The following is an 11,460-nucleotide window of genomic DNA, read 5'->3' as shown; positions in this document are numbered from 1 at the left end:
TGGTAAAACCACTTATAAACAAGCTTTGTTTCGTATTGTTCACATCCTAATTTTTTTTGTTCCTCTTTTTGGATGAGAGGCAGGATTTACGGGAAAGTCGAATGCTGTAATAAGGTGCAAAATGTTGTAATCACGGCATGAAATGAGCATGCAAAATCCCCCCTTTCCAGACAAACTTCGGAAAGGAGGGACTTATATTTAGTGGAAATGGAACTTTAGTCGCGTTCCCAATCAATGCTGATCGTTTTTCCATTTGTAAAACGCACATCAATGGCATAAGCTTCAAGCTGATCCCGTTTTAAATTGAGTGCGTTAAGCAGGCGATCCGCGATTTGCGTTTTCGTCATGCTATCGTTTAATTGAGCGCTGGAAAGCCATCTCTCAATCGTGCGCACAGCTTCTTGACCTTTTACTTCATCGTCATCATCGCGTTCGATGTAGGCTTCCGCTGTGCCGTTATTGGAGCGCTCGTACACGGCATCAATATCATGCTTCTCTTTGCGTCCTTCGATTTCAATATCCAGCTCTTGTACGACGTGTGAGCTAGGGTGCGGGTTAGGATTTGGATGATTCGTTGGATGCTTAACGGCTTCCAGTTGTGTCCCGTCTGCAAAGTCAACCGTAATCGTATATGAAGTTGCTTGATGCTCACTTGTGCCAGCAGCTCTTAGTACATTGTCGATCAACTGCTGTTTCGTAAAGTTAGACCTCAAAGCTAAATTATTGAGCCATTGTTCATGCCAGTTTTTAGCTTGATCTCCTGTTTGGATCGTGCCGCGTTGGTTCACATAAGCAGATGTGTAGCCATCTCTTTTGAAATAGTGCGTTTGCAAAATAGTGTCATTGCCTTGGCGAATGTTAACCGAAAAGTTCTTTATTTCCGTCGCAATAGGCTTATCACTTCTATTAATAATAGAAACATCTTCAACGTTGTTTCTTCTAATGACTAGCGAAACCCAATCACCATCTTTTAAATGGTGGAGGGGAACATATTGCAATTGATCACGTACCGGCAGTTTCGAAGATACCGCGTACGATACCGTTTGGCCGTTTACATTTTCCACACGCAAGGTGGAGTCGAGCGGACGTTGCTGGCTATCTACCGGAGTAGAAGCGTTAGGGCTTGTAGTTGAAAACTGTTTAAATTTAGCGGCAATACGTATGCTATCTTTATCGTTAATGCAGTCGTTAGTGCGATCAAGCAGGACAGCCAGCTCTGCACGTGTGACAGGCTTCTGTGGCTGGAATGAACCGTCGGTTAAGTTGACAAGAATGCCACTTTGCACCGCAACGTTTACGTAGCCAACAGCTCCAGCAGGAATAGAGTCTTTATCTTTAAAATTAGGGATCGTCGTCATTTGCTGTAAAGCTTGCTGTTGCAAGCCTAACGCTCTGACGAGCAAGCTGGATACCCAGACACGAGTTGCAGGTTGATGTGGCGCTAATTCAGTTTCGTTCGGGTCGAACAAACCGCGCTCAAGCGCTACGAGAACGTAGCCTTTTGCCCATGCATAATTGCTTTCGAGCTTATTAGCGTCTTTGAAATGGAGTGTCGCATTAGCTGCTTTAGCTTTAGCTGCGGACTCCAACCCCATTAAGCGAACGGCCGTTACGATGGATTCGATACGTGTAACGGACTCGTGTGGACGGAAATGGTCTTCAACAAATCCATCAAACACATCGCGAATGGTCATGTTGCCAATCGAGTCGTAGGCCCAATTCCAATCTTGACCGGTTACGTCTGGATATCTTTCTTTAATTTTAAAGTACAGGTCTTCCAGATCCTCGTGACCGATATCAATCTCGATTAGATTCTTATTGTGCGTGGCGACGCTTTTGTTTATAGCGTTGCTAGTTGGAGCGGCGAAAGCTGTTGAACCTACTGCGCCAAAGACAAGTGTTACCGACATAAGGGCCATCATCATTTTTGCACTACGTTTCATTAATCATTTCCTCCTCATTAGTTCACTTCGTATGGTTACTAAAGGTTAGTGGCTACTACGAATGGCATGAATAAGATGTAAATGCGAGATGTATGTGCTTCTGGATGTATCATCTGGTCGTCAAGTCTGTTTGGTTTGAGTTCTAGTTGAATGAATCGTCATGGGGTGAATGGCCTGCGATATTGGGTGAAGAATATCGCAGGCACTCGGTAGTTTAAGGGTGTTAAGAGTATTTGATATGGATGAAAATTAGGACGCTAATATCTATTACGAACTCTAGGTGAGGTTTGTGGGGGTCAGACAAAATTTTTCTCACCAAAATAAAAATAAACAAAAAGAAGTAATATGAAACACGGCTGTCACTAGGGTGGATTCCTCAGTGAACAGCCGTGTATTAGGGTAGATCTATATGGGGTAATACTATATAGGGTAAGACTATATAGGTCATGCTATATGGGTGGTACTGTAATCCGTCTAGCTTACATTAGTCTTCATCGTGATCATCATTTCGGTCCTCAAGCTCTTTACGATGCTCACGACTTTCACGATGCTCACGATGTTTACGATCCTCGCGATTTTCTTGATCCTCGTCGCTATCTTCCCGATCTTCACGTTCTCCACGATCTTTGTCATCTTTATGCTTTGAATGCTTATGATGTTTAGTTTTGTCCCTATCTTTTAGTTCATCGTTCTGCCTATTTGGATGCTTGTTGTGGGCATTATGCTCGTCTGCATCCTCGTCATCTTCTTCATCCTCATCCTGATCATCGTCTCGGCTTGTAGGACGCTCTTTATGCTTGGCTTTATCTTTATCATCGTCTTTATCTTTGTCGTCATCTTTATCAACGCCATTATCACGATCTTTATCTTTATTTTTATCTTTGTCTCTATTTATGTCTTTTTCTTTATCTTTTTCTTTATTTTGTTCTTCATCTTCATCAGCGCTGTCATCGTGTTCATCCTCGTCGCCTTGATCATCCTGATCTTGCTCTCGGTTACCACTGCCTTGTCCGCGCTGGTCTTTATTATGATCGTTACCTTGATCTTGATGTCGCTTATGATCATCTACAGGGCTATGTTGATCCGTCGTCCTGTCTTTATTCGCATCCTTATTCGGCTGCGGAGAAGGAGATGGATCTTGTGTCGGCTTAGTAGCTGGTTGCTCGTGCTGCTTATTTAAGGCGGGATCATGCGTGTTAAGATGACCCGAGTTTGAATCATTTGATGCCGGTGGTTTTTGCTCTTCAGCATCTACCTTATGCGAAGGAACTTTCGGTCCGGTATGGTTAGGATTTTTAGCTTTATTGTTGTTCGTGTGCGCCAGCTTATCAGGACGGACAGAGTGTGGATCAATTCCGGCTGATTGCAGGCTTTCAACAATTGTACGCCCCTCAAATAGTTCTTTTTGCAGGGGTAAACCTTGATTTTTGGCAGCGTCATAAACGGCATATTGGTTTAAAGACATTCCCGCATGCTTCGCTTCGTTAAGCTGCTCTTTCGTTAAGTAGAACGCGTTTAAGGAAATAACGCTATTCTTGGGGAGCCAGCGTTCAGGATCAAGCTTAGGTGCATTTTGTTGCAACGGTACAATGCTGACATACACAAAATGCTCGCCATTAATGCCGTCGCGCTCCCAAGACGCTAGCTGTTGGGCGGAGTCGACAAGCGCTTGAATGGCGTGACCAATCGAACGCCCTTTCAGGTCGGCGGCATTAAGCAAGCGCTTCGCGTCGTCATTCGTTCCCTCTGCGCGGCGCACAATCTCATTGGCGTCAAGCCATAGCTCAATGCCTGGATTAACGTCCACTGCAACGAGTGCCACTGCATCGGCATTGATCGTCGAAGCAAATAGCGACCACACGACCCCGATAACGAGCAGAACGCTTGCAGCGGTTGCTGCGATCATGCTGCGATAATTGCGAAATAATGAGCGTTTTGTTGGTGCCGATGCTGGCGGAATTTCTTCTGAACGAACAGAATAGACGGATTGGATCTGCTCGTGTTGCATATGCCGCTCATCTTGCGTATGTCGCTTATCTTGCGTATGTTGCGCATGTCGCTCATGTTGCGTGCCGTGGGCCGTACTCGCTTGCTCTTTGTCTTGTCCCAGCCCCTGTACCTGCTGCGTCTGTTCCAGTCGTTGTACCTGTTCCTGAACTTGTTCTAGTTCTTGTTCCATAGCCAGAGCAACCGGAATGCGTTGCCCAATTCGAGGGAGCACCGCTGGCTTTGATACGTTGCGAAATGCACCGTCTTCGCACAGCAGCACCACTTCATGCTCCGTTATTTTCATCACGATTCCGTGCATGATGCTCCCTCCTTTCCGGACTGTAGTACAGGAATCGCGTTGCGAATGCGCGTAAATTCGTTGCTATGCATAACGAGCACGAGTGCAATAATATATTTTCGATGCCGCTCCAATGTTTTGCGGCTTACTTTAACGTGTTCCAGCAGCGCTTTCAGCGGTAGCTGTCTCGTACGCAGCAGCGACTCCAGCATGACATGTGCTGCACATGTTCGTTCAGCAATCTCAATACATTGCTGGCGTGTATCGTGATGCTGGGGGCAGCAGTCCGCCAGCTCCTCCAGCGAGATGCCGTATAGAGCCAGTTGTTCGTCATATCGCATAATTTCTTGTGCGAGGGCAAGCTCCTCGTTCTGGCGAGCAAATACATCAAGTGCACCTGCTGTTTCCGCGTAGGACAGCTCAGGCACGTCATCCAAATAGCCTGACGCATCATCTGCATCATCACCACTGCTAAATGGAATATCTTGTACTTTTCCTTGTTTGCGGAAATAATCAATTAGTCGATTACGAATAATAAGCGCTGCATATCGTTCAAATGATTTGCCAGCAGCTGAATCATAGCGATCAATTGCTTCATTAAAGGCGATGAGCGCAATGCTTGCTTCATCGTCACTGCGATGAATCGGCCTGCGGCATATATGGCTGGCTGTGCGCAGGACGAATGCCTGATTGGCGCGCAGCCATTGTTCGCGCGTATCCATATCACCCGCACGAATTCGCAGCAACATCGCGTCCGCATCTTTTGTCGTAACATCCATATCCTCTCACATCCTGTACCCTCTGGTAAACTAATACGTCACGAGAGATGATTTTAAGGGGGTGAAGTGTTTCTTACTTCAGGGAGTTTAACAAACATCTACCACCCTGTACAGCCCAGACAACAGAATCTAACGATGAACTCCTCATTCTCATGAGAAGTTCATTTTCTCAGATAAAAAATATGATAAGCTTGAAATGAGAGTAGTATAAATATTCCAACCTATCATTTTTATAAGGGAGTGCAATGCATATGAATCTAAACATCCGTTTATACGAAACTCATTTGCAAGTATCAAACCTTGAACATTCCATCACTTTTTATGAACAGCTAGGCCTTACATTTGCTCACAAAATTGACGATCGTCGTTGCGCTTTTTTTTATTTTGGCGATGATCGGCAGCAAATGCTTGGCTTATGGGAAGTTGGAGCGGGGCAAAGGATTGCATCAAGACATATTGCTTTCGATATTGCACTAGACGAGCTGCTGAATATTGATGATTGGCTGCGTGAACGTGGCATTGAACCGTGCGATGCTTTCGATAGACCGCCTGTAGAGCCGATGGTGCTTACATGGATGCCTGCGGCCAGCGTTTATTTTTATGATCCCGATCACAATCTGTTAGAATTTATTGCTTTGCTGGAACAGGACGCCGCCCCAGCAGAACCGTGTGACACCAGCGAGATCAACAGCGTCCCTTATTTAAGTGAATGGTTGGATCGAAGAAAGACAACGCAATAATTGAGAGTGAATTAGCGATTCGAGCGTTCGCTGACCGTAACTCGTTACTGTTCGTTATTGTTCGTTACTGCTTATTAAGCGCGACGTCATTTTGTTGCATCCAAGTGATCATAGCTGACATCTGCGCATTTATCGCGTCAATCTGTCCTGTGTCCAGCAAATCGTACATCGCATCCACTTGATAGCAGGCGAACGCTCGTCTTAACCCGATTAAGTGATTAAGGGCATGTAATTCTTGTGCCGTTAAAGAACGATATTTCATATACCCCGCTAAAAATCGTTGTACATACAAGTCGCTGATCTGTTCATCAGGCCCGTCTTCTCTGTCAGCAGCGTAGGCGAGAAAAGCTGCTTCGCCAGACAAATGACTTACGAATGTATCGTTTCCAGCTAAGTTAAAGTCAATAATACCTTCTAATTGATACTGCTCATTGATGAGCAAATTGTTCAGGGAGAAATCTCCTTGCACAGCGCCAGAAGGGAGTGATGGCCAACACTGTTTAAGTTGCATCCGTTTCTCTTCATACAGTTGAAACAACGATTCACGAAGAGACGTGTCAGCGGAGCTGTCTAGCAGAGCCGCATGCAATTGTTTGGCTTCTTGCTTCATCTCTTCATCTTCATTAAAAAGACTCCACGGACTATAGCTATTAAAGTTGAAGACGGTGTCTGTCTGGGACGCTAATAGATGCATGCGTCCAAGCCATTCACCAGCTTGTTGAATAAGACATGCATTCATCTGCTCGGGCTCACGGCCAGGCAGCCATGCTTCCATGATCGCGTAGACCTCTTGCTCTTCCCACAACAACTGTATATATGAACAGTTATTACTCCCGTACAGCCGTGCAGGGACGCTCATGCCATGTTGAGCCAAGTAAGTGCACAGCATAGCCTGTGCTTGTAAATCTTGAGTGGTCGTGGAGGGGATGCTGTACATTTTGAGGGCGTACCATTGTCCTGCTGTTGAGCTCACTTTGTAAATCCAGCGGGACTGCTCAGGCTCGGATATGGCTTGTATGCGTTCAATGGATTGGAATGGCAGCTGAAAAAAGGATTGGATCGTTGAAAAATCATCAAGTGCGGGCCAAGCGGCAGGCAAAGATATATCGGTCATCGCGTTCCCTCCAGAGCAGACTGTTTACGGTGTAATTAACGTCAGAATCGGTTATTATGTTGCAGTGAGCGATGGGGGAGATCGTGGAATAGGCATAAAAAAACGCCCGTTAGGGGCGTTTAGGGAAGTTTAAGGCAAGCTCTATATGCCAGCCGATTGTTGTAAGCGGCGTACGATAGCCATAAAATCTTCTTGGGATATACCGGGGGCAAATTCCTCCGGTAAATCAGGAAGGTCTGGGATGGGGGCTCCCTTTGGTGTACCTTCAATAACCTCCAAAGGCTTACCATCAGGATGATTGCCACGCCAGATCAGATTAATGTCACGATAGTCATTATCGCTCCACGTATACAATATTCGTCCTAGTCCTAAATCTTCAAATTTGCGAGCCGCGTGAAAAGCTCGATTATCGAGGTTGGGTACCGGCAGCAGCTTCGTGACATCGACACCAGTCGCCATCTCAAGTGCTTTGGCATAAGCCAAAATATGAGTGCCGCCGCGAACGAGCAAATACCCTATCATCTCACGAGCGGTTGGGTGGTCTGTCATCTCGTACACGCGCATTTTATGCGTGCGGGCTCCAATTTCCAAAAAGAAGTTATGCAGTAAATCAACAACTAAATTGCCACTGTTAAATACATAATCACCAGCCCACGATTTTCCCATCGAATCGCCAACGACGGCAGTCTGTGCGTTTGCGATAAAATGATAAGTATTACGCACGTCCTTGGCTACATGCAGCGGCGTAGTATCGGGCGCGCCAGGCCGGGTGCTGCCGCTTAGGATGAGGTTAATCGTATTCGTCACAAGCTCCACGTGTCCGAACTCTTCTGCTGTAATGCTCGCTACAATATCATAGAACGGCTTTAGCTTTTTTTTCTGCCGGAAGTTAAAAGACTGGAACATATAGTTGTTCAGTGTGGACATTTCACCAAAACGTCCGCCAAGTAGTTCCTGAACGGCGGCCGCAGCATTTGGATCGGCATGTTTGGGGTCAGGTAGCTCAATAGCTAGCCTATTGATGCGCTTGAACACTTGCTTCCCTCCTTTGGCTTGAGCAGCTTACGTGGGTTAAACGTTGCTAATCTTCTCCGCTTCAGGTATTTGTCATCAATTTAGACCTATGTGGGTGAAGGTTGACCCTATGCTTATTTTTTGGTTCAATTGCCGCAACATAAAAAAACGCCGACATGCGTGCTGCATGCGGCGTGTGAATGGAACATATATGATTGCGGTTAGTCACTTACCAGCCGCGCTCGTATGGCTTGGGTATCGGGATGTCTGCTTGCAGCTCACGCGCCGCACGAATAGGCCAGTACGGATCACGGAGCAACTCACGACCAAGGAATACAAGATCGGCGCGATAATTGCGTACGATTTCTTCTGCCTGCGCAGGCTCGGTAATTAGTCCAACGGCACCCGTAGCGATGCCTGTCGATTGCCGAATGGCCTGTGCAAAAGGCACTTGATAGCCTGGAAATACATCAATCGGGTGTGGCACAACAGCGCCAGAGCTGCAATCAACGAGATCGACGCCTTGCAGCTTCATGCGGCGGGAGTAGTCAATATACGCTTCGATGGAATTTCCGCCCTTTGCATATTCGTGGGCAGATACGCGTACGAATAGTGGATTGCTATTGCTCCAAGTCGTACGGACCGCGTCGATTACCTCGCTTAAGAAGCGATAGCGACCATCCGTACTTCCGCCGTAGCCATCCTGTCTTTCATTCGTTAGCGGCGACAAAAACTGATTAATTAAGTAGCCGTGAGCCGCATGAATTTCGACAATGTCGAAGCCTGCCTCTTTAGCGCGACGAGCGGCTTCAGCAAAGGCTTTGATCGTTCGACGAATTTCTTCTTGATTCATTTCTATAGGTAAGTCATAGCTCTCATTAAAACGAAGTGCGGACGGAGCTATTGCATGGGGCACGGTAGCCTTGCGGCCGGCATGTGCTAATTGGATAGCAACCTTGCTGCCCTGTGCATGCACCATTTCGGTTAGGCGACGAAGTCCGCCAATATGCTCATCGCTCCAGATGCCTAAATCGTGAGCGCTGATTCGGCCGTTGGGTGTAACGGCAGCGGCCTCTACGACGATGAGTCCAACTTGTCCGACTGCACGCGACGTATAATGGACAAGATGCCAATCGTTAACTTGGCCATCTTCGTTAGGGCAAGCATACATACACATCGGCGACATTACGATACGGTTAGGTAAAGTAACATCACGAATCGTCAACGAATCAAATAAACGCGGCATATTCATCCCTCCACTTAAATGATGCAAGTCTGGAAAATTGACATCGTTTCCATTTTTGTAAGTAGGACTTCCCTTATGCGATGGAATTTCGACCAGACGACTAGATCATTCTTCCAAACTATTATAACCCCACCCAGTAGTAGGAGACAAATACAAGCCTTTAAGGAAGGGATGCCGGTTAGATTTGTTTCAATCACTTCGTGTGTGCACGTAGCCATTGGATACAGTCAGTGGTTATTTCGTCACGATTCGTTTCATTTAATAGCTCATGACGCGCTCCGGCATATATGTTGCATGTTACATCTTGAATCGTTAACTGTTTATACATTTCCGCTAAACGGAGCACGCCTTTACCGTACATGCCTACGGGATCTGCATCACCTGCAATTAACATAACAGGCAGTGTCTTAGGGATACGAGCCATCGTCGTTGGCTGATGAATGACACGTAAGAAACGGAAAAAATCGTGATAGAAACTGACCGTGCTTAAAAAGCCACAATACGGATCGGCCACATATTTGTCCACTTCCGCTGGATCACGACTGAGCCAGTCAAACGGTGTGCGGCTTGGTTCAAACTTGCGATTAAAGCTGCCAAAAGCGAGCTTGTCGATAAGGAGGCTGCGATGACGATCCCCTCGCATGGTACGAATAAGCTTTGCTAGATTGGCACCGGCGATGATATCCACGCCACGGGGACCATTTGTCGCGCATAAAATAACCCCTTCAATTAAGTCTGCATGCAGTGAAATATACTGCTGAGATAAGAATGATCCCATGCTGTGCCCGAACAAGAATAGGGGGAGCCCTTCGTGTTTCTCCTTTATCATTGTGCTCAGCTGGGCCATATTGAGGACCATCCATTCGAATCCATTTTCACCGAGGTAGCCTAAGTTTTCTACTTGTGCGGCGGTCTTGCCGTGACCACGATGATCGTTCCCGTATACGACATAGCCTGCATCAGTCAAGGCTTGGGCAAAACGTTCATAACGCTCAGCAGTCTCGGTCATGCCGTGAGCGATTTGTACGATACCACGAATGGAACGTTCATCATCAGGTGACCAGCAGTATACGTGTATGGGAATATGTTGCGGATCTGTAAATGTAAAAGTGTGCTGCTGCATCATTGTCCCTCCTCATTAAAAGTAAGAATATGCGCTCCATGTTGCTAGCATTATGATGATACTGCTTGTATATATTCATCATACCGCTGAATGGGGTGTTATGCTATGATTAGGGACAAATATGGAAGTTAGATGGGGGCGGAAAGCATGTTTACATCTGAGTTGTACACGGGACGTCCAGAGGACGATTATCCTGTTCTAAACCGTCAGCTGCAAGCACTAATCGCAGATGAACCTAATTTAATAGCAAACTTGGCAAATGCGTCCGCTTTGCTGTGGCAAGGCTTACAAGATATTAACTGGGCGGGCTTTTATCTTATGGATGAGGAGCGCAACCAACTTGTACTCGGCCCGTTTCAAGGATTGCCCGCTTGTGTGCGTATCCCGCTAGGCAAAGGTGTCTGCGGTACGGCTGCTGCACAACAACGGACTGAGTTGGTGGCAGATGTACACGCCTTTCCTGGACATATCGCTTGCGATGCAAGGTCGCGTTCAGAAATCGTCGTGCCGATGGTCAAGAACGGGAAATTAATCGGGGTACTCGACATTGATAGCCCTGTGTTAAATCGTTTTTCAGACATCGATCAGCAGTGGCTAGAGCAAATGGTAGCTGCAATCGTAGAGCAAGTATAATCAAGGTTGCGCGGGGCATTTCTTAGCGCTATTTGAGAACAAAAGGGGATAACATCAAGGGTGATGGGTATCCCCTTTTGTAATGTTTCAACTCATTTTCATTCTATATATATTCCATTATATAATAGTGCTAGGCTAGTTCATGATTATATATGAGGAGGGATAGAAGTGGATTTGAAGGTTGAGTCTATGTTGGTTGAAATGATGACGATGATGGGTCATATGAGCAAAGATATTAAAGATGTGAAGAGTGATTTGGAACAAGTTAAGACGGACGTGGCAGAGCTGAAAACGGATGTCGCTGTGTTGAAGACGGATGTGGCTGTGCTGAAGAAAGATGTCGAAGTGTTAAAAGTAGATATGGCAGAAATGAAATCCGAGATGGCCGATATGCGCAGTGACCTTGACAATGTCAAGGTGGAGCTAGTCACCTTCAAGCACGAGACGATGCACCGTTTTGATCGACTAGAAACAAGCTTGGAAGGTATTCGTGAGCAAGCAGCATCCAACGCTGAAGCGCAGACGAGCGTTCTTTATATGTTGCAGCCTGTGAAAGTCAGCAACTAGTCTATCACTTAGTC

10 protein-coding genes are annotated in these 11,460 nt (G+C 46.3%); 3 read left to right on the top strand and 7 right to left on the bottom strand.

The window, feature by feature from the left end; translation table 11 throughout:
- Positions 1–215: 215 nt before the first annotated feature.
- The 3 genes from KIK04_RS08485 to sigI all read right to left on the bottom strand — a co-directional run bounded on the left by KIK04_RS08485 (position 216) and on the right by sigI (position 5,009).
- On the bottom strand, positions 216–1,943 hold the full coding sequence (locus KIK04_RS08485; RefSeq protein ID WP_232277831.1) for an S-layer homology domain-containing protein: 1,728 nt from the start codon (positions 1,941–1,943) through the stop codon (positions 216–218).
- 484 nt (positions 1,944–2,427) lie between these two features.
- Positions 2,428–4,251 carry an anti-sigma-I factor RsgI family protein gene (locus KIK04_RS08480; protein ID WP_232277830.1) on the bottom strand — a complete coding sequence of 608 codons (1,824 nt, stop codon included), beginning with the start codon at positions 4,249–4,251 and terminating at the stop codon, positions 2,428–2,430.
- A complete protein-coding gene (sigI, locus tag KIK04_RS08475) occupies positions 4,236–5,009 on the bottom strand; it encodes an RNA polymerase sigma-I factor (RefSeq protein ID WP_232277829.1) in 774 nt (257 codons plus the stop codon). The genes KIK04_RS08480 and sigI overlap by 16 nt, the downstream gene beginning before the upstream one ends.
- A gap of 251 nt (positions 5,010–5,260) precedes the next feature.
- Here sigI and KIK04_RS08470 point away from each other — a divergent pair, with 251 nt between their 5' ends.
- A complete protein-coding gene (locus tag KIK04_RS08470) occupies positions 5,261–5,749 on the top strand; it encodes a VOC family protein (protein ID WP_232277828.1) in 489 nt (162 codons plus the stop codon).
- A gap of 64 nt (positions 5,750–5,813) precedes the next feature.
- Here the strand turns inward: KIK04_RS08470 and KIK04_RS08465 are convergent, their stop codons facing one another.
- The 4 genes from KIK04_RS08465 to KIK04_RS08450 all read right to left on the bottom strand — a co-directional run bounded on the left by KIK04_RS08465 (position 5,814) and on the right by KIK04_RS08450 (position 10,246).
- The gene (locus KIK04_RS08465) at positions 5,814–6,863 is read right to left on the bottom strand and encodes a phosphotransferase enzyme family protein (RefSeq protein WP_232277827.1); all 1,050 of its coding nucleotides are present in this window, start codon (positions 6,861–6,863) and stop codon (positions 5,814–5,816) included.
- A 141-nt stretch (positions 6,864–7,004) separates the two neighbouring features.
- Positions 7,005–7,898 carry a manganese catalase family protein gene (locus KIK04_RS08460; RefSeq protein ID WP_232277826.1) on the bottom strand — a complete coding sequence of 298 codons (894 nt, stop codon included), beginning with the start codon at positions 7,896–7,898 and terminating at the stop codon, positions 7,005–7,007.
- Between the two features lie 208 nt (positions 7,899–8,106).
- Positions 8,107–9,123 carry an NADPH dehydrogenase NamA gene (gene namA, locus KIK04_RS08455; RefSeq protein ID WP_232277825.1) on the bottom strand — a complete coding sequence of 339 codons (1,017 nt, stop codon included), beginning with the start codon at positions 9,121–9,123 and terminating at the stop codon, positions 8,107–8,109.
- A gap of 193 nt (positions 9,124–9,316) precedes the next feature.
- Positions 9,317–10,246, bottom strand: a complete 930-nt coding sequence (locus KIK04_RS08450; RefSeq protein ID WP_232278658.1) for an alpha/beta hydrolase — start codon at positions 10,244–10,246, stop codon at positions 9,317–9,319.
- A 147-nt stretch (positions 10,247–10,393) separates the two neighbouring features.
- On the opposite strand from KIK04_RS08450, the gene KIK04_RS08445 reads away from it, so the two are divergent.
- Together KIK04_RS08445 and KIK04_RS08440 are read left to right on the top strand one after the other, a co-directional pair.
- Positions 10,394–10,879: a GAF domain-containing protein gene (locus KIK04_RS08445; RefSeq protein ID WP_232277824.1), complete on the top strand. Its 486-nt coding sequence runs from the start codon at positions 10,394–10,396 to the stop codon at positions 10,877–10,879.
- A gap of 168 nt (positions 10,880–11,047) precedes the next feature.
- A complete protein-coding gene (locus KIK04_RS08440) occupies positions 11,048–11,446 on the top strand; it encodes a hypothetical protein (protein ID WP_232277823.1) in 399 nt (132 codons plus the stop codon).
- Positions 11,447–11,460 lie beyond the last annotated feature (14 nt).

This window comes from Paenibacillus sp. 481 (assembly GCF_021223605.1).
Taxonomy (GTDB): Bacteria; Bacillota; Bacilli; order Paenibacillales; family Paenibacillaceae; genus Paenibacillus_B.
Note: the sequence above shows the minus strand (reverse complement) of the source record. Positions and strands in the feature narration are given on the sequence as shown.

Coding starts and splice junctions, on each gene's coding strand:
- KIK04_RS08485 (WP_232277831.1), bottom strand. CDS start 1,943: ATGAAACGTAGTGCAAAAATGATGATGGCCCTTATGTCGGTAACACTT.
- KIK04_RS08480 (WP_232277830.1), bottom strand. CDS start 4,251: ATGCACGGAATCGTGATGAAAATAACGGAGCATGAAGTGGTGCTGCTG.
- sigI (WP_232277829.1), bottom strand. CDS start 5,009: ATGGATGTTACGACAAAAGATGCGGACGCGATGTTGCTGCGAATTCGT.
- KIK04_RS08470 (WP_232277828.1), top strand. CDS start 5,261: ATGAATCTAAACATCCGTTTATACGAAACTCATTTGCAAGTATCAAAC.
- KIK04_RS08465 (WP_232277827.1), bottom strand. CDS start 6,863: ATGACCGATATATCTTTGCCTGCCGCTTGGCCCGCACTTGATGATTTT.
- namA (WP_232277825.1), bottom strand. CDS start 9,123: ATGCCGCGTTTATTTGATTCGTTGACGATTCGTGATGTTACTTTACCT.
- KIK04_RS08450 (WP_232278658.1), bottom strand. CDS start 10,246: ATGCAGCAGCACACTTTTACATTTACAGATCCGCAACATATTCCCATA.
- KIK04_RS08445 (WP_232277824.1), top strand. CDS start 10,394: ATGTTTACATCTGAGTTGTACACGGGACGTCCAGAGGACGATTATCCT.